The 16,210-nt window shown below is 69.2% G+C and carries 18 protein-coding genes and 1 other RNA gene; 12 read left to right on the top strand and 7 right to left on the bottom strand.

Features of this window, described 5'->3' with window-relative positions; genetic code table 11:
* Positions 1-89: 89 nt before the first annotated feature.
* From BM288_RS10405 to BM288_RS10430, 5 genes are all read right to left on the bottom strand, one after another.
* Positions 90-1,442, bottom strand: a complete 1,353-nt coding sequence (locus tag BM288_RS10405; protein WP_092918571.1) for a transcriptional regulator — start codon at positions 1,440-1,442, stop codon at positions 90-92.
* 14 nt (positions 1,443-1,456) lie between these two features.
* Entirely contained in the window at positions 1,457-1,906 is a 450-nt protein-coding gene (locus BM288_RS10410; RefSeq protein ID WP_143103087.1) for a hypothetical protein, read from the bottom strand.
* Between the two features lie 314 nt (positions 1,907-2,220).
* Positions 2,221-2,751 (bottom strand): hypothetical protein, encoded by a 531-nt coding sequence (locus BM288_RS10420; RefSeq protein ID WP_092918577.1) that lies wholly within the window; start codon positions 2,749-2,751, stop codon positions 2,221-2,223.
* Positions 2,744-3,409, bottom strand: a complete 666-nt coding sequence (locus tag BM288_RS10425; RefSeq protein ID WP_092918579.1) for a hypothetical protein — start codon at positions 3,407-3,409, stop codon at positions 2,744-2,746. Before BM288_RS10425 ends, BM288_RS10420 begins: the two co-directional genes overlap by 8 nt.
* Positions 3,410-3,471: 62 nt before the next feature.
* A complete protein-coding gene (locus BM288_RS10430) occupies positions 3,472-4,851 on the bottom strand; it encodes a recombinase family protein (RefSeq protein WP_092918581.1) in 1,380 nt (459 codons plus the stop codon).
* A gap of 230 nt (positions 4,852-5,081) precedes the next feature.
* Here BM288_RS10430 and BM288_RS10435 point away from each other — a divergent pair, with 230 nt between their 5' ends.
* Genes BM288_RS10435 through BM288_RS10450 form a run of 4 tightly spaced genes read left to right on the top strand, consistent with a single transcriptional unit; the run spans position 5,082 to position 6,562 of the window.
* Entirely contained in the window at positions 5,082-5,270 is a 189-nt protein-coding gene (locus tag BM288_RS10435; RefSeq protein ID WP_092918583.1) for a hypothetical protein, read from the top strand.
* Complete coding sequence (locus BM288_RS10440) at positions 5,270-5,650, top strand: TadE/TadG family type IV pilus assembly protein (RefSeq protein ID WP_318255485.1); 381 nt, start codon at positions 5,270-5,272, stop codon at positions 5,648-5,650. The genes BM288_RS10435 and BM288_RS10440 overlap by 1 nt, the downstream gene beginning before the upstream one ends.
* Positions 5,625-6,119: a hypothetical protein gene (locus BM288_RS10445; RefSeq protein ID WP_318255486.1), complete on the top strand. Its 495-nt coding sequence runs from the start codon at positions 5,625-5,627 to the stop codon at positions 6,117-6,119. The genes BM288_RS10440 and BM288_RS10445 overlap by 26 nt, the downstream gene beginning before the upstream one ends.
* Positions 6,116-6,562: a pilus assembly protein TadG-related protein gene (locus tag BM288_RS10450; protein WP_092918585.1), complete on the top strand. Its 447-nt coding sequence runs from the start codon at positions 6,116-6,118 to the stop codon at positions 6,560-6,562. Before BM288_RS10445 ends, BM288_RS10450 begins: the two co-directional genes overlap by 4 nt.
* 40 nt (positions 6,563-6,602) lie before the next feature.
* On the opposite strand, the gene BM288_RS10455 is transcribed toward BM288_RS10450, so the two are convergent.
* Positions 6,603-7,835, bottom strand: a complete 1,233-nt coding sequence (locus BM288_RS10455; RefSeq protein ID WP_177220354.1) for an MFS transporter — start codon at positions 7,833-7,835, stop codon at positions 6,603-6,605.
* A gap of 72 nt (positions 7,836-7,907) precedes the next feature.
* Here BM288_RS10455 and prfB point away from each other — a divergent pair, with 72 nt between their 5' ends.
* From prfB to BM288_RS10495, 8 genes are all read left to right on the top strand, one after another.
* Complete coding sequence (prfB, locus tag BM288_RS10460) at positions 7,908-9,026, top strand: peptide chain release factor 2 (RefSeq protein WP_092919071.1); 1,119 nt, start codon at positions 7,908-7,910, stop codon at positions 9,024-9,026.
* A gap of 7 nt (positions 9,027-9,033) precedes the next feature.
* Positions 9,034-10,455, top strand: coding sequence for a 4-hydroxyphenylacetate 3-hydroxylase N-terminal domain-containing protein (locus BM288_RS10465; protein ID WP_092918587.1), 1,422 nt, complete (start codon positions 9,034-9,036; stop codon positions 10,453-10,455).
* Between the two features lie 84 nt (positions 10,456-10,539).
* A complete protein-coding gene (gene ftsE / locus BM288_RS10470; protein WP_092918589.1) occupies positions 10,540-11,262 on the top strand; it encodes a cell division ATP-binding protein FtsE in 723 nt (240 codons plus the stop codon).
* Positions 11,259-12,173, top strand: coding sequence for a permease-like cell division protein FtsX (gene ftsX / locus BM288_RS10475; protein WP_092918591.1), 915 nt, complete (start codon positions 11,259-11,261; stop codon positions 12,171-12,173). Before ftsE ends, ftsX begins: the two co-directional genes overlap by 4 nt.
* Positions 12,174-12,259: 86 nt before the next feature.
* Positions 12,260-12,736 carry an SsrA-binding protein SmpB gene (smpB, locus tag BM288_RS10480; RefSeq protein ID WP_092918593.1) on the top strand — a complete coding sequence of 159 codons (477 nt, stop codon included), beginning with the start codon at positions 12,260-12,262 and terminating at the stop codon, positions 12,734-12,736.
* Positions 12,737-12,825: 89 nt separating this feature from the next.
* Entirely contained in the window at positions 12,826-13,854 is a 1,029-nt protein-coding gene (locus BM288_RS10485) for a 6-phosphofructokinase (protein ID WP_092918595.1), read from the top strand.
* A gap of 178 nt (positions 13,855-14,032) precedes the next feature.
* Positions 14,033-14,403, top strand: a transfer-messenger RNA (tmRNA) gene (gene ssrA, locus BM288_RS10490).
* Between the two features lie 97 nt (positions 14,404-14,500).
* The gene (locus BM288_RS10495) at positions 14,501-15,868 is read left to right on the top strand and encodes an NAD-dependent succinate-semialdehyde dehydrogenase (RefSeq protein WP_092918597.1); all 1,368 of its coding nucleotides are present in this window, start codon (positions 14,501-14,503) and stop codon (positions 15,866-15,868) included.
* A gap of 48 nt (positions 15,869-15,916) precedes the next feature.
* Here BM288_RS10495 and BM288_RS10500 read toward each other — a convergent pair whose 3' ends face one another.
* Positions 15,917-16,207, bottom strand: a complete 291-nt coding sequence (locus BM288_RS10500) for a rhodanese-like domain-containing protein (RefSeq protein WP_092918599.1) — start codon at positions 16,205-16,207, stop codon at positions 15,917-15,919.
* Between the last annotated feature and the right edge of the window lie 3 nt (positions 16,208-16,210).

Raw genomic sequence — 16,210 nt, forward strand, 5'->3', positions numbered from 1 at the left:
GACGATGGATGCGTGCAGCGGCCATCCGCAGGTTGCGCAGTGGAAGCCGGTGTTAGGCCAGTCGTGCCGGTTGAGGTCGGATCGCGTCGTCATGCCGCCACCTCGCATCCGGGGTGGGTGGTGCTCTCCGCAGCGATCGCCGGGTGCATGGACTGGCCGCAGATGCGGCATCGCGGGTTGGTGCCAGATTCTGCAGTAGGTGCCCCAAGGCTTCCTGCCCTCTTATCTAGGGGCTGGGTGGGTACTGCAGTTTCTGGCACCGAATCCGGAGCGTCGTTGGTGGTGGTCTGGGTGGGTACTGCAGAATCTGGCATCACTTTTGGTGCCAGCGCATCGGGGTCGATGCCGTCGCGCAGTGTGTATGTCCAGATGGTGACTTCTCGGCCGCCGTTGTGCCCGTCGGTCTCGTCGACGCTCAAGACTTCGAGCATGTTGAGCGCCTGCAGCTCGCGGTCGACGGTTGCTCTTGGCATCCCGAGTCGCTTGCGAACGTCTGCGGTTGACGCGCCAGGGTTGGCCGCGATGTCGTCGATGATCCGCAGTCGGATCGGCGGCACCGAGTCGCGGGCGCATCTGACTGCGAGGCGCAGCGCATCGGGTCTCGACATTCCGAGTGACACCGCACCCCGGACGATCTGCGCCAGTTGCTTGGCGAACCGGGTGGGCATCTCGGGTGCGTGCGCGTCGATCACGTCGCCCCGGTAGTCGCGTTCCACTGCCGTCCTGGCGAGTGTTACGAGATCCGCGGCGGCCAGCAGTGTGTCTGTCTCGTCGGCGGTCATTGTGATGCCATGCGGGTTCATGGTGTCCATGACGCCGGCGACCGCGTCTGCAAGCTCGGCGCGCATCTGGGTCTCGTGGCCGGTGTTCCCGATCGCCTGCCGTCCTGCGGCCTGCCGCCCTACGGTCGAGTCCATCCGCACGAGCACGAATCGGTCACCCATGCTCGAGATGACCGCGTGCGCCTTGTCCCATGCGGTTGTGACTGCGCCGACGAGCACGAGCCTGCCGTGCCAGTCGAGCGTCTGCCCGCCGTCTGTGCCGACGTTGCGGAACCAACTGCCGTCGTACACCTCGCGGAGCGCACCGAGCACGCTTGCGCGTTGGTCGCCCGACATCGAGAGGATGGACGTCACATCCTTGATGACGACGATTCCGCGGTCGCCCACCTTGCGTAGCAGGCCGCCTGTCGCGTCCGCGGAGCGTTCGCGGGTCGACGTGGCCGACAGCAGCGCGCCCTCGGATGCGATGGTCGAGACGATGGTCGCGTCGACTCCTGCGAGCGCTCCTACGGTCTCGGTCTTTGCGTTGCCCGAGCCTGAGATGACGAGCATCCAAACGGGGTCGCCGTCCAGCCGTTCGCAGGCTGCAGTGGCGAGCACCGCGTCGAGCGCTTGGGTGTCATAGTCGCTGCCGAGCCACTTGCGGTAGACGCCGTGCACTTCGGGGAGTGTCGTCATGCTGCACCCCGAATCGCTGCTGAGAGCGCGCGGTGCATCCACTCGGGAGAGAGCGGGTCGACACCGGGAGGCGTAGAGGCAATTGCGCTCTGCATGCGACTTTCGACGGCCGTCGCGTTTTCGCTCGGATACGCCTTCGCGTAGAGCCTGGTCGCGTCCCATTCGGCCTGCGCGACTCGCTCAGCCTGCGCCTGGTAGCCGTAGCCGTGCCCGAGGTTGAATAGGTCGACTGCGCTTCGGGAGTAGCGGCCCAGCTCGTAGAGCGACAGGTCGCCGGATGCGAGCGCGTCCACAATGTCGCCGAGAATGGCGTCGGCGCGTCGAATTCGCCGGCCCAATTCTGCCGTTTGTGGGCGACTAGCGGTATAATCGAAAGTGAAGCCGCCGCCAATGGTTTCCGATTCAGCTCCTTTATCCGAGGGGCTGAATCTCTTTTCGGTGCTCAAGCCGCAACACCGCCTCGCAGCAGCGACGCGATGCGATCGCGCTGTTGAGGCGTCAGTGGGGGAGCTTCAGCGACGACGCGCTCGACGTACTCGGCGAGACGCGCGGCCTTCAAATTGCGCCGCGCCTCGAGCAGGTCGGGGTCATCGGCGGTACGGGATCGGGACAGCGACGCGACTCTTGCGCGTTCACTGGTCCAAGACGACAAAGAGGACACTTCGAACCTCCGCAGTAGCGGTGATTCACAAGTGCCCTCTTGTGCTGAACGCGTCCACCTCGCGAGGTGGGCCACAGGCTTAGTTAGATGCTAGCGCGACTAAGCACCTATCTTCAACTGGACGATCGCGTTGGTGAGCCTCGCACGCGCAATAGCCGCGTCAACTAGCGGAATTTCGATGCGAAACTTCTCGAGCGGTTCGAAGCATTCGCGGCACTTGATTCCACTCGGCTGCCTCGACCATCGGCCCGTGCGTTCGCTGTGCCAGAGCGTGCGATGCTCGTGCTCGTCGACGTGGCCGAGCGTCGAGCCGCAACGGCCACAGCGGAGCTTCACTCGACGTGCGATTAGAGCGCCAGACGCCTTGCGCGGGTCGTAGTGCCCCTTGTCGCGTGCCTTCACTTGCTCGTCCGTCGCGATGTCATCGGTGACGCCGTACTGATCGCCGCGTGGATCTCGCCAGACGCCTGCAGCGCGCGCCTCGTCCTCGGTGATCGGCTCCCATTCGTCGCCAACCAGCTTCGAGTAGCGCAGGCCGTCCTGCGATCGGACGATCTGATATTGGATTGCACCGGCCTCGGACGCCTCTCGCGCGCGACGGTTCCACCGCTCGCGCATGTTCTCAGTCATGCAGGCCACCGCTTTCGCGTGCCGTCATAAGTCGATCCTCTGCGGCGGGCCGGTCGAATGGGTACGGCACGCGCGGGCCGCGCTCGCTCGTCCAGTCGTCAGCCTCGCAGTCGAAGTACGCCGACAGCAGGCGGATTTCGTCGGCGGTGAACGGTGCGCGCCCATTGTGGAGGTCGCGTGCCCGCTGCGTGCTGATCTCGAGGATTTCCGCCAGGGGCTTCGCGGTCAGGTGCATGCCGTCCACGACGTAGGTGAGTGAGCCGCGAACGTTCGCGGCGACAGCGTTCACGCGCTGCTCGGGCAGTGAACGCCGGTCGAGTCGTGCCGCGAACTCGCGGAGTCGCGCAGGCTCAGCCTCGAGGCGGTCAGCGAGCGCCCGCACAGCGTCGCCGTCCATTCCGACGAATGTCTCGTCGTCGAACGTTGCCAGCACGTCAGCGTGCGCGCGCCCTTCGCCGTCGATCACCATTTCGTACTGGAGCAGTTCGTCGGCGTCGCTTTCGACCTTGTGGTGCCAGCGCTGCGGGTCGACGTCCGCCCCATGGAACTCGCCGTCGCATCCGGTGACACCGCAGGCGGTCGCTCTCGCCTCCGCCTCGGTACGCCGCATTTCGGCCACGATCGCGTCGAACTCGGTAGAATTGATAGTGGTCATCATCTTGCCTTTCAGTGGGTGATGGTCTGCCCTCGTCGCGTCCTACCGCGGCGGGGGCTTTCTTGCTACTGCAACCAGTCGATACGGACGGATGCAGGGTCAAAGTCGCGGCCGGAGCCAGCCGGGAGGATCGTGACACGGAGCACTGACGACAGCACGAGCCGTTGTACGTCGATGCTCTTGCTCGCCCAGCGTTCAGCCACTTGCGGGCCTATGAGGTCGGCGGGGAGCGCTGCGGGGAGTGACCGCGCGACAGTCGCCGCGTGTGCGTCGCGGTCGGCTCGCAACTGCGCCGTGATGCGAGTGAGTTGGTCGAGCTCGAGCGCACCGGCCGCGTAGGCGTCGGCGGCGTTGCTCAGGCGTGCGTCGATAGCGGCGATCGCGTCGCGTGCCTCGGTAGCGGCATCGTCGTCGCCCTGTCTGAACAGGTCGAGCGCGTCGGGCCGCTCGAGGCGTGCCAGCAGTACGGCTGTCACCAGCTCGTCGACGGTCGACTGCTTGCGCCGGACGCCGTAGCAGGCTGCGCACGAATACGCGGCGGGCTGCCGCTTGGTGCCGCTCTTGGTAGTCGTCATGCGTCCGGGCGATCGCTTCATGCGGGCGCCGCACTTGCCGCACTCGGCGATGCCCGCCAGCAGGTGCTTAGGAGCACGCCCCGCGTAATGCTTAGCGCGCGCAGGATCGTTCAGCACGGCGACGATGCGCTCGTGGTCGTCCGGGGTGATGATCGGCTCCCAGAGGCCAGCACCGACGGTCTCGCCCCGGTATCGGCGGAGTCCTGCCAGCGACTCGCGCAGGATCATCTGCCGCAGAGTCGTGCCAGTCCAGATGCCCGAGCCTGTCGTGCGTCTCGGTGATTCGATCCCGCGAGCGTTCAGGTCGGCGGCGATCGACCGTAGTGGCTCACCCTCGAGCACGCGCCGCGCAACCTCGCGCACGACTGCCGCCTGATCGTCGACGATCACGAGCCCGTCCCCGTCGCGCCGGTACCCGTAGCCGACAGAGGGGGCGGGCTTGCCTTGCTTCGCGCGCTGCACGTTCGCCGCCCGCTGCCTCAGCCCCTTTTGCTCAGTCTCGAACGTCGACCATGCGGCGACGGTTCGAGCGACAGCACGGCCCGCAGGCGTGGCGAGGTCGAGCGACCCCTGCGTGACCATGTGAACCGGAATGTTCAGCGAAATGACCTTCTCGAGATCCGCCGACAGTCGCAACAGGCGATCCTGCGCCCACGTCACGACAGCGGCAGGACGGTCGCCCAGCATCCGCTCGAACGCGGGCCGCTCCTTGCCAGAGGTCGCGCTGATGTCGTTGTCGACGTACACCTGACCGATTGTGAGGCCGAGCCGGTCGGCGAGCTGGCGGCAGTCGGCCTCCTGGCGCTCGACGCCGGCCGACTCGCCGGTGCGATCCATGCTGATGCGGCAGTAAATGGCGGCCTGTGTCATGCGTTCGACTCCTTCGCCGGCGGCACCAGTGGATCGTCGCTCAAGTCGATGATCGGCGTCGACTCGCCGCGTGGTCCTGTCATATAGACCACGATCCCAGGAATGCTCATGTAAAGCAACCTATTCGAAATGCTCGTGCCACTGGTGTTCGGGCTCCTGCCGACCACCGTCGCGTTCGCGCTGTGGCCCGGCATCCACGTCCTGCAAGTCGGATTCTGAAGGAGGAGCACATGTCGACGATCAGCCGACGATTCCAGCGCCTGGTCGGGCGCATGCACGACGAGGAGCGCGGCGACGTGCCCGGCTGGGTGCTCGTCACGCTGATGACCGCCGGGCTGGTGATCGTGATCTGGACGGTCGCGGGGCCGGCGCTCACGGGCGTCTTCGAGCAGGCGATCGCGCGCGTCACGAGCTTCTGATGCGGCTGGCCGACGAGCGCGGCTCGGCGGTCGCCGAGTTCACGATGGTGGCAGGGCTGCTCGTCGTGCTCGTGCTCTCGGTCATGCAGCTCTCGCTGGCGCTGCACGTGCGCGCGACCGTGGCCGATGCGGCCGCAGAGGGCGCGCGCCACGCGTCCCTGGTCGGGGCGGATGCGTCGGCCGGCGTCGTGCGCACCAGGCAGCTGATCACGATGGCGATCGGCGCCAGCTACGCCGAGCAGGTCTCGGCTTCGACCGCGACGGTCGCCGGGCTCGAGACCATCGAGATCCGCGTGGCCGCGCCGCTGCCCGTGTTCGGACTGATCGGTCCGACGGCGCTGGAGGTGACCGGGCATGCGCCGGTCGAGACGCTGGGCTGAGCGCTGGCCCGGCCTCGTCCGCGCTGCGCGCCGTCTGGCCGACGACTCCGGCTCCGCCTCGCTCGAGTTCCTCACCGTCGGCGTGCTGCTGCTCGTGCCACTCGTCTACCTGGTGCTCACGCTCGGGCAGATCCAGCACGCGGTGCTGGGGCTCGAGGGCGGGGCACGCCATGCCGCGCGCACGATCGCGCAGGCGGACTCGCACGATGCCGGCCTCGCGGCCGCCGACCGTGCGCTGCGCGTCGCGATGGCGGATGCGGGGCTCGCCGCCGAGCAGGTGGGGGTCACGATCTCCTGCGCCCCCGATCCCGACGCCTGCGACACCCCTCGAGGGACGGTCACGGTGGAGGTCGGTGCGACCGTGCCGCTGCCGTTCGCGCCGCCGGTGCTGCAGCTCGACGTCGGCCTCGGCGTGCCCATCTCGGCGCAGGCGATGCAGCCCGTGTCGGCATTCGGGAGAACCCCGTGAGGCGGCTGCTGCGCAGGGTGGTGCACGAGGAGGAAGGCTCCACGCTGCTGCTGACGATCGGCTTCGCCGCACTCGCGCTGTCGCTGATCATCGCGGTCACCGCTGCGACGAGCATGCTCATCGAGCGGCGGCGCCTGTTCACCGTCGCCGACGGCGCGGCGCTCGCGGCTGCCGAGGCGTTCGCGCTCGAGCAGGTGCGCTTCGACGGCTCGTCTGCCGCGCCCGAGCTCGCCGACGGGGCCGTCGATCGTGCGGCTGCCGCGTGGGCGTCGCGCGCCGGCGGCGATCTCGACGGCATCCGCGTCGACGGTGCAGCGGCCGACACCCGCAGCGCCACCGTCACCGTCTCCAGCGCATGGCGGCCACCGGTCGTCTCCCTGCTGCTGCCCGAGGGCATCCGCCTCGACGTCACCTCGACCGCCCGCGCTGTCTTTGTCGACTGAGGCGCGCCATCGGGAGCACGCTGCGGAGCTGCGCTGCGGGCTACGCGCCGCGCGGCTTCCGTGGCAGCCAGCGCAGCAGCATGCCGGCGCCGAAGAGGCACAGCACCGTCAGACCGCCCGCCGCCCAGGTGATCGACGCGACCGAGATCAGCAGCGAGATGAGCAGCGGTGCGACCGCACCGCCGGCATCGGTCGTCAGCCGCCAGGCGCCCAGGAACGGCGCGGGGTTGCGCGGGTCGGCGAGGTCGGCGCCGAGCGTCATCAGGATGCCGGAGCCGAGGCCGTTGCCGAGCGCCATCACCAGCGCCGCGATCCAGAACCAGAGCACCGCGGCGTCGATGTCGTGCGTGAGGGCCAGCAGCAAGAACGACAGCGCCATGAGCGCGAGCGAGGGCACCACGCTCCAGAGCCGGCCGAAGCGATCCATCACCCAGCCCGAGACGAAGAAGAGCGCGAAGTCGACGCCGCCCGCGATGCCGATCACGAGGCCCGTCGTCACGCCGTCGAGCCCGATCGAGATCGCCCACAGCGGCAGCAGCACGTTGCGCGCCTGCCGCGCGAGCGCCAGCATCGCGGCGCCGATGCCCACGGTCGCGAGCGAGCGGGCGTTCTGCCGCACCACCTGCCAGATGCCCGTGCGCTCCGCCCGCAGCTCGATCACGCCCGTCGTCGCGGTGCTGTGCTCGAACACCGACGACGGGTCGGGCAGCACGATCAGCACCACGATCGCGACGATGGTGCCGATCGCGCAGATCACCCAGACCGAGCCGAGCGCGAAGCCGAGCCCCAGCACGGCCGAGCCGATCAGCGGGCCGACGAACATGCCCATGCGGAAGATGCCGCCGAGCGTCGACAGCGCCCTGGCGCGGTATCGGAGCGGCACGTAGGTGGTCATGAACGCGTGCCGGGCGAGGGCGAACACCGCGTGCCCGAGCCCGAGCACGAAGATCGCGACCGCGAGCATCCACCACTCGGTCGAGAAGAACGCGATCACGAGCGAGACCAGCACCAGCAGCCCGGCGCCCACCATGGTCGCCCGCTCGCCGAAGCGCGCGACCACCGAGCCGCCGGGCACGTCGCCCGCGAGCTGGCCGACCGTCAGCATCGCGGCCACGACGGCCGCCACGGCGAGCGAGGCGCCGAGGTCGCCGGCGATGAGCGGGATGTAGGGGATGACCGCGCCCTCTCCGATCGCGAAGGCCGCGGTCGGCACGTACGCGGCGCCCGCCACCTTCCGCCAGGGGAAGCGCTCCGACCGGTCGACTCCGCTCACAGGCCGAGCCTACGGCGGATGCCCGGGCCGGCCGTGCGAGCGCCCGGGCTCGCGTCGGTAGGCTGGATGATCATGGCCGATCTCGACATCGCCGGCGACATCGCCGAGCTGCGCTCCACGTTCTTCGACATCAAGTCGGTGCTCGACGCCGAGCGCCTGCAGGCCGACATCGAGCGGCTGTCGGAGGCCGCCGGTGCACCCGACCTGTGGGACGACCCCGAGGCGGCGCAGAAGGTCACCAGCGAGCTCAGCCACGCGCAGGCCGACCTCAAGCGCATCACCTCGATCGAGTCGCGCATCGACGACCTCGAGGTGCTCGTGCAGATGGCGAACGAGGAGGGCGACGAGGAGACGCAGCAGGAGGCCCGCAAGGAGCTGAAGAGCCTGCAGAAGCTCATCTCCGAGCTCGAGGTGCGCACGCTGCTGGACGGCGAGTTCGACCAGCTGCCCGCCGTCGTCACCATCCGCGCCGGCGCGGGCGGCGTCGACGCCTCCGACTTCGCCGAGATGCTGCAGCGCATGTACCTGCGCTACGCCGAGCAGCACGGCATGCCGGTCACCGTGCACGAGACGAGCTATGCGGAGGAGGCCGGCATCAAGTCGTCCTCGTTCGAGATCGACGCGCCCTACGCCTTCGGCAACCTCTCGGTCGAGGCCGGCACCCACCGACTGGTGCGCATGAGCCCCTTCGGCGCCGCCGGCAAGCGGCAGACCTCCTTCGCCGCCGTCGAGGTGGTGCCGCTGTTCGAGCAGGTCGACGAGATCGAGGTGCCCGAGAACGACATCCGCGTCGACGTCTTCCGCTCCTCCGGCCCCGGCGGCCAGTCGGTCAACACGACCGACTCCGCCGTGCGCATCACGCACATCCCCACCGGCGTCGTGGTCTCGATGCAGAACGAGAAGAGCCAGATCCAGAACCGCGCCGCCGCCCTGCGCGTGCTGCAGAGCCGCCTGATGCTGCTCAAGCGCGAGGAGGAGGCCGCCCGCAAGAAGGATCTCGCCGGCAACATCTCCGCCAGCTGGGGCGACCAGATGCGCTCCTATGTGCTCGCGCCGTACCAGATGGTGAAGGATCTGCGCACGCTGCACGAGGTGAACAACCCTTCGGCGGTCTTCGACGGCGACCTCGACGGCTTCATCGCCGCCGGCATCCGCTGGCGCAAGCGGCAGCAGCAGGAGTCCGACGACTAGGAGCAGCATGGCCTCGGCACCGGCGGGTCGACCGCAGACCGGCAGCGACTACCTCGCCAGCCTCGACGACGGCCGCGTCGTCATCCACGACGGTGTGCCCGTCGAGCGGGTGGCCGAGCATCCCGCCTTCGCGGGCACGGCCGCCACCATCGCCGCGCTCTACGACACGCTCCACGACGACGACTCCGGTGTGCCCCTCGTGCCGACGGCCGACGGCACCGGCCTGACGCATCCGTTCTGGACCGTGCCGCACTCGCGCGACGAGCTGCGCGTGCAGCGCGACGCGATCGCGGCCTGGCAGCGCCGCACGCACGGCTGGGTTGGCCGCACGCCCGAGTTCATGGCGTGCGTGATCACCTCGATGGCCGCGCACGCGCCCTTCTTCGGCCGCTTCGAGCCGAACGTGCGCGACATGCTCGCCCGCGACCAGCGCGACGTCACCCACTACGCGCAGGCGCTCGTCAACCCGCCGGTCGACCGCGACCTGCCACCGGATGAGGTGGGGGATGTGTTCCTGCACGTCGTGCGCGAGACCGACGAGGGCGTCGTCATCCGGGGCGCGAAGGCCGTCGTCACCGGCGCCGCGACGGCGCAGCGGCTGCTGGTCTCGCACTTCGGGGGAGAGGTGCAGACGGAGGACTTCGCGATCGCGGCCTCCGTGCCCGTTGCGAGTGCGGGCATCCGCATCTACACGCGCGGCATCCCCGCGCATGCCGACGCACCGCTGTCGAGCCGCTTCACCGAGCACGACGCGCTGGTCGTCTTCGACGACGTGCTCGTGCCGTGGGAGGACGTCTTCATCCGCGACCCCGAGACGATGCTCGCCTTCAACAAGGGCGCCGTGGGCTGGAACGTGCGGCTGGTCTTCCAGGCGACGACGCGGCTGGAGGCGAAGCTGGAGCGCATCGCCGCGCTGGCAGTGCGCGCGACCGAGATCATGGGCACGAGCGAGCTGCGCGGCGTGCAGGCGTCGCTGGGCGAGCTGATCGCCTACCGCGACACCGTCGCCGCGCTGCGCGACGCGATGATCGAGCAGGCCGTGCCCTCGGGCGACTCGCTCGGGCCCGGGCCGCAGGCGGCGATGGCGTTCGCCGCGTACGGCCCCGACGCCTACAGCCGCATGCGCGTGAACCTGCAGACGATGCTCGCCTCTGCGTTCGCGCACCTGCCGGTGCCGCTCGACTCGCTCGGCAGCGAGCACGTCGCGCCGATCGAGCCGCTGCTGCGCGGCTCCGGCGGGGCGGATGCGCGGGAGCGGCTCGAGGTGATGGGCGAGCTGTGGGATGCCGTCGGCACCGGCTTCGGCGCCCGCCACGAGCTCTACGAGCGCAGCTACTTCGGCCAGCCCGAGCGCATGCATCTGGGCATCCTGGCCGGCGCCAAGGCCACCGGCCGCATCGACGCCTGGCAGGGTCCGCTGGTCGAATAGCGGCCGGACGCGCCCGGACGCGTATCGAGACCCGCCGATGCACAACGCGCCCGAACGCATCCGCGCCCGTAGCCTCGACAGGTCATGATCCGCTTCGACGAGGTCTCGAAGACCTATTCCCGCAAAGCCCGGCCCGCTCTCGAGAGCGTCTCCCTGGAGATCCTCAAGGGCGAATTCGTGTTCCTCGTCGGCGCCTCCGGCTCCGGCAAGTCGACGCTCATCCGCATGGTCCTCCGCGAGGAGGTGCCCACCGGTGGCGAGGTGCACGTGCTCGGGCAGCGGCTGAAGGCGCTGCCAAACCGCCGCGTGCCCTTCTTCCGACGCAACCTCGGCGTGGTCTTCCAGGACTTCCGGCTGCTGAACAACAAGACGGTGTACGAGAACGTCGCCTTCACCCTGCAGGTGATCGGCAAGAGCCGCGGGTTCATCTCCGAGGCGGTGCCCGACGTGCTCAAGGTCGTCGGGCTCGCCGGCAAGGCGAGCCGGCTGCCGCACGAGCTCTCCGGCGGCGAGCAGCAGCGCGTCGCGATCGCGCGCGCCGTCGTGAACCGGCCACCCATCCTGCTGGCGGACGAGCCGACCGGCAACCTCGACCCGTCCACCAGTGCCGGGATCATGGCGCTGCTCGCCCGCATCAACGAAGGCGGCACGACGGTCGTGATGGCCACGCACGAGGCGTCGATCGTCGACGAGCTGCAGAAGCGCGTGGTCGAGCTCGACGCCGGCGTGATCATGCGCGATGAGGCGCACGGCAGCTACAAGCGGCACCTGGCCGACCCCGCCTTCGACGAGGAGGAGATCGCGTGAGGCTCCAGCTGATCTCGCAAGAGGTCTGGAACGGGCTGCGCCGCAACCTGTCGGTCGTCGTCTCCGTCATCCTCGTCACCTTCATCTCGCTGTCGTTCGTCGGCGCCGCGATCCTGCTGCAGATGCAGATCACGCAGATGAAGGGCTTCTGGTACGACCGCGCGCAGGTCGGCATCTACTTCTGCGGGCCGGTCGACGCGACCGAGACCTGCACGCAGACCGCCGCCACCGCTGAGCAGGTGCAGGCGGTGCGGGATGTGCTGGAGAGCGGCGCGATCGCGCCCTACGTCAGCAACGTGGAGTTCGAGGATCGCGAGCTGGCATACCAGCACTTCATGGAGCAGTTCGGCGGCACCGCGAGCGCGGAGTTCGCCAGTCCCGAGACCATGAACGAGGCGCTGTGGGTGCGGCCGGCGAGCCCCGCGGACGCCGACCTGATCGGGGAGGCCACCTCAGCGTTGCCGGGCGTGCTGGAGGTGCGCGACCAGCAGGCGCTGCTCGAACCGATCTTCCAGGTGCTCAACACGGCGAGCCTCGCGTCGATCGGCGTCGCCGTGCTCATGCTCGTCGCCGCGGTGCTGCTGATCTCCACCACCATCAGGCTCTCCGCCTTCTCGCGGAAGCGCGAGCTCGGCATCATGCGACTCGTGGGCGCATCGAACCGCTTCATCCAGACGCCGTTCATCATCGAGGGCGTCGTGGCGGCGCTGCTGGGGGCGGTGCTCGCCGCCGGCTCGGTGATCGCCATCGTGCACTTCTTCCTGCAGGGCTACGTCGCGCCCATGCTGCAGACGATCGCGATCGTCACGATCGACGACGCGCTGGTCGTCGCGCCCGTGCTGCTCGGCATCGGCGTGCTCTTCGCGGGGGTCGCGGCAGCCGTCGCCATCCGGCGATATCTCAAGATCTGACCCGGGGCGAGGCAGACTGCGGCTAGACTGAACGGCTGCCCGCCCGCCGGGCCACCGCATCCGTCATCACACACCAGGAGCCAGCCATGCCGCGCGAACAGGGTCACAAGGTCGTGGCGCAGAACAAGAAGGCGCGCCACGACTACACGATCGAGGACCGCGTGGAGGCGGGCCTCGTGCTCACCGGCACCGAGGTGAAGTCGCTGCGCGCCGGCCGGGCGTCGCTGGTGGACGGCTACGCCTTCGTCGACCACGGCGAGGCCTGGCTCGATGCCGTGCACATCCCCGTCTACGGCCAGGGCACCTGGACGAACCACCCGCCGCGCCGCAAGCGCAAGCTGCTGCTGCACCGCGAGCAGATCGACAAGCTCGCGGCCAAGGTGTCGCAGGGCGGCTACACGCTCGTACCGCTGTCGCTCTACTTCTCGGACGGTCGCGCGAAGGTCGAGCTCGCGGTCGCGAAGGGCAAGCGGGAGTACGACAAGCGCCAGACCCTGCGCGAGCGGCAGGACAAGCGCGAGGCCGAGCGCGCCATGCGCACCAAGAACCGCCTGGGCGACTAGGGCTGGCTGCCGGGTTCGACAATCCCGGCGCGCGCCGCTTGAATGGACGCGCCGGCAGGTTCACCCAGGGCCGTCCGGTGGAAGGTGAAATGCGAGTCGGCATCCTCACGTCCGGTGGCGACTGCCCCGGCCTCAACGCAGTCATCCGCGCCGCGGTGCTCACCGGCATGGTGCACCATGGCCTCGAGTTCGTGGGCATCCGCGACGGCTATCGCGGCCTGGTCGAGGGCGACGTGCGCGTGCTCAACCGCTCCGCCGTCCGCGGCACCTCGCGCATCGGCGGCACGATCCTCGGCACCAGTCGCACGAACCCCTACGAGGGGCCGAACGGGCGGCCCGAGAAGATCAGCGAGAACCTCGCCCGGCTCGGCATCGATGCCGTGATGGCGATCGGCGGCGAGGGCACGCTCGCGGCGGCCAACCGGCTCGCGAACGACGGGCTGCCGATCGTGGGTGTGCCGAAGACGATCGACAACGACCTCGACGCCACCGACTACACCTTCGGCTTCGACACCGCCGTGCAGATCGCCACGGAGGCGGGCGACCGGCTGCGCACCACGGGCGACTCGCACATGCGCTGCATGGTGCTCGAGGTGATGGGGCGGCATGTGGGCTGGATCGCCCTCCACACCGGCATCGCCACCGGCGCGCACGTCACGCTCATCCCCGAGCAGCCGCGCTCGATCGAGTGGATCTGCGACTACGTGCAGTCGGTCTACGACCGCCGGCGCGCACCGCTCGTGGTGGTCTCCGAAGGCTTCAAGCTCGAGGGCATGGACGAGGCGCACTCGCACAAGGGCATGGATGCCTTCAACCGGCCGCGACTGGGCGGCATCGGCGAGCTGCTGGCGCCCATGATCGAGGAGCGCACCGGCATCGAGTCGCGCTCGACCGTGCTCGGCCACATCCAGCGCGGCGGGGCGCCCAGCGGCGCCGACCGCGTGCTGGCGACGCGCTTCGGCCTGGCGGCGGTCGATGCGATCGTCGACCGGGCGTGGGGCTCGATGGTGTCGCTGCGCGGCACCGACATCGTGCGGGTGCCGATGGCCGACGCGCTGGGCGATCTCAAGCGCGTGCCCGAGCACCGCTACCGCGAGGCGGAGATGCTCTTCGGCTGACGCGCGATCGAGTGGCGGCGCTCGCGGGCGGGTGGCGCAGGCCGCGTGGGCCGCCCGTGTCAGGCGGAGCGCTTGCCGCGGTGCTCGGTCTCGGGGTACCATGGTGGGCTGGCCTCGCCAGCGCGCCGGACGCATCCGGCATTGGGAACTCAACAGCGTGCGACTCGCACCACTCCATGGGGATGATCGGTTTCGACAGCGCCTCAGTCGGAGCGGGAAGCGGGTAGAGGATGCAGGGTTATCTCTTGAACGCTCCCTGCAAACCAATAGGTGCCAACGAAAAGCGCACCGACTTCGCCCTCGCTGCTTAAGCGAGCCTGAAGTCCGTCAGACCGGGTCTGCTCTCGCCCCGGACCCTGGCGTCATCTAGAGGGCTTGCTGCGATGCTGCGTCACAGGGCATCGCGGGACTTTCACTGTGACTGGGCTCGTCGACCTAGGTGCTCAGGACAAAGGTCGGAGCCGAGCAGAACGCCACCCCTGAGCTGCACCCGGAGAAGCCGCACGGTCCGAGCGTTGGACGGGGGTTCGATTCCCCCCATCTCCACCACCGGTCGTGAGTCGCACGCTGTTGATCACCTGATCACTACTCCCTCGCCTTCCCCGTTACGCTGGAGCCATCCACCGAGCTGCGAGGAGGCAGAAGCGTGAGCGAGTACAAGGTCACCGACCCGTACACCGGGCAGATCGTCAAGGAATACCCGACGGCGACCGATGACGAGATCCGCGCCGCGATCGAGCGGGCGCATGCGGCCTACGAGCCGTGGGCGACCACGCCGATGGCCGAGCGCGCCGCGATCCTGTCGAAGGCGGCGGATGCGTTCACGTCGCGCTCGCAGGAGCTGGCGGAGATCATCCGCACCGAGATGGGCAAGCCGCTCGGGCAGGCGAAGGACGAAGCCGAGTTCTCCGGCGACATCATCCGCTACTACGCCGACAACGCCGAGGAGTTCCTCGCCGACGAGGTGCTGAAGACCGCGAGCGGCGTCGACGCGCGCATCCGCAAGTCGGCCCAGGGCGTCATCCTCGGCATCATGCCGTGGAACTTCCCGTACTACCAGGTCGCACGCTTCGCCTTCCCGAACCTCATGCTCGGCAACACGGTGCTGCTCAAGCACGCGCCGCAGTGCCCGTGGTCGGCGACGGTGATCGCCGAGATCCTCGCCGAGGCCGGACTGCCCGCCGGCGCCTACGAGAACATCTTCGCCACGAACGAGCAGATCGGCGAGATCGTCATCCCCGACGCCCGCGTGCGCGGCGTCTCGCTCACCGGCTCCGAGCGCGCCGGCGCCGCGGTCGCCGAGATCGCCGGGCGCAACCTGAAGAAGGTCGTGCTCGAGCTTGGCGGCAGCGACCCCTTCGTGGTGCTCTCCACCGACGACATGGATGCCGTGGTGCAGGCGGCCGTCGACGCCCGGATGGAGAACTCGGGCCAGTCCTGCAACGCCTCCAAGCGCTTCATCGTGCTGGACGAGCTCTACGACGAGTTCTCGTCGAAGCTCGGCGCCGCGATCACCGGGATGCAGGTGGGCGAGGCCGACGACGCGGATGCGCTCGTGGGCGCCCTGTCATCGCAGGCCGCCGCCGACCGGCTGCGCGAGCAGACGAGCGCTGCGGTGGCGGAGGGCGCCGAAGTGCTCGCAGGCGCGCTCGGGCACCACGGTGACACGCGCGTGCAGCCGGCGCTGCTGGGCGGTGTCACCGAGCAGATGGATGCCTACCGCGAAGAGCTCTTCGGCCCCGTCGGCACCGTGTATCGCGCGAAGGACGTGGACGATGCCGTGCGGATCGCCAACGGCACGCCCTTCGGCCTCGGCGCACGCGTGTGGGCGACCGACCCCGAGCTCGCGCTCGCCGTCGCCGACCGCATCGACGCAGGCATGGTCTCGATCAACGGCGCAGGCGCCGAGGACTACGACATGCCCTTCGGCGGCACCAAGCGCAGCGGCTTCGGCCGCGAGCTGGGCCCCCACGGCATGGAGGAGTTCATGAACAAGAAGCTCATCGTCAACTGATCCAGTGGAGCGCCCGGCACGCCGCCGGGCGCTCCCCGGACGACGGACTCAGACGACCGTGCCCGTCATCGGGCGGCCGGCCGCCGCCCACGCGAGCGTGCCGCCCGCGACGTTCACCGCATCCAGGCCCTGCTGCTCGAGGTAGGCGACCACCTGGCCGCTGCGCGCGCCCGAGCGGCAGATCACGGCGGCGCCGTCTGGCACCTCGTGCAGGCGCTCGACGATCTCGCTCATCGGGATGTGGATCGCGCCGTCGGCGTGCCCCAGCTGCCACTCGTGCGGCTCTCGCACATCGACGACGGCACGATCGGAGACCTCGGCGGGCGTGACTTCTCGCATGCA

The sequence above is a fragment of the Agrococcus baldri genome (genome assembly GCA_900114805.1).
GTDB classification, from domain to species: Bacteria; Actinomycetota; Actinomycetes; order Actinomycetales; family Microbacteriaceae; genus Agrococcus; species Agrococcus baldri.

What these genes read in the sequence shown, in the direction of transcription:
- BM288_RS10420 (WP_092918577.1), bottom strand. Translation starts at nt 2,751, where the DNA reads ATGACTGAGAACATGCGCGAGCGGTGGAACCGTCGCGCGCGAGAGGCG.
- BM288_RS10425 (WP_092918579.1), bottom strand. Translation starts at nt 3,409, where the DNA reads ATGATGACCACTATCAATTCTACCGAGTTCGACGCGATCGTGGCCGAA.
- BM288_RS10430 (WP_092918581.1), bottom strand. Translation starts at nt 4,851, where the DNA reads ATGACACAGGCCGCCATTTACTGCCGCATCAGCATGGATCGCACCGGC.
- BM288_RS10435 (WP_092918583.1), top strand. Translation starts at nt 5,082, where the DNA reads ATGTCGACGATCAGCCGACGATTCCAGCGCCTGGTCGGGCGCATGCAC.
- BM288_RS10440 (WP_318255485.1), top strand. Translation starts at nt 5,270, where the DNA reads ATGCGGCTGGCCGACGAGCGCGGCTCGGCGGTCGCCGAGTTCACGATG.
- BM288_RS10445 (WP_318255486.1), top strand. Translation starts at nt 5,625, where the DNA reads ATGCGCCGGTCGAGACGCTGGGCTGAGCGCTGGCCCGGCCTCGTCCGC.
- prfB (WP_092919071.1), top strand. Translation starts at nt 7,908, where the DNA reads ATGGCCGATCTCGACATCGCCGGCGACATCGCCGAGCTGCGCTCCACG.
- BM288_RS10465 (WP_092918587.1), top strand. Translation starts at nt 9,034, where the DNA reads ATGGCCTCGGCACCGGCGGGTCGACCGCAGACCGGCAGCGACTACCTC.
- ftsE (WP_092918589.1), top strand. Translation starts at nt 10,540, where the DNA reads ATGATCCGCTTCGACGAGGTCTCGAAGACCTATTCCCGCAAAGCCCGG.
- smpB (WP_092918593.1), top strand. Translation starts at nt 12,260, where the DNA reads ATGCCGCGCGAACAGGGTCACAAGGTCGTGGCGCAGAACAAGAAGGCG.
- BM288_RS10485 (WP_092918595.1), top strand. Translation starts at nt 12,826, where the DNA reads ATGCGAGTCGGCATCCTCACGTCCGGTGGCGACTGCCCCGGCCTCAAC.
- BM288_RS10500 (WP_092918599.1), bottom strand. Translation starts at nt 16,207, where the DNA reads ATGCGAGAAGTCACGCCCGCCGAGGTCTCCGATCGTGCCGTCGTCGAT.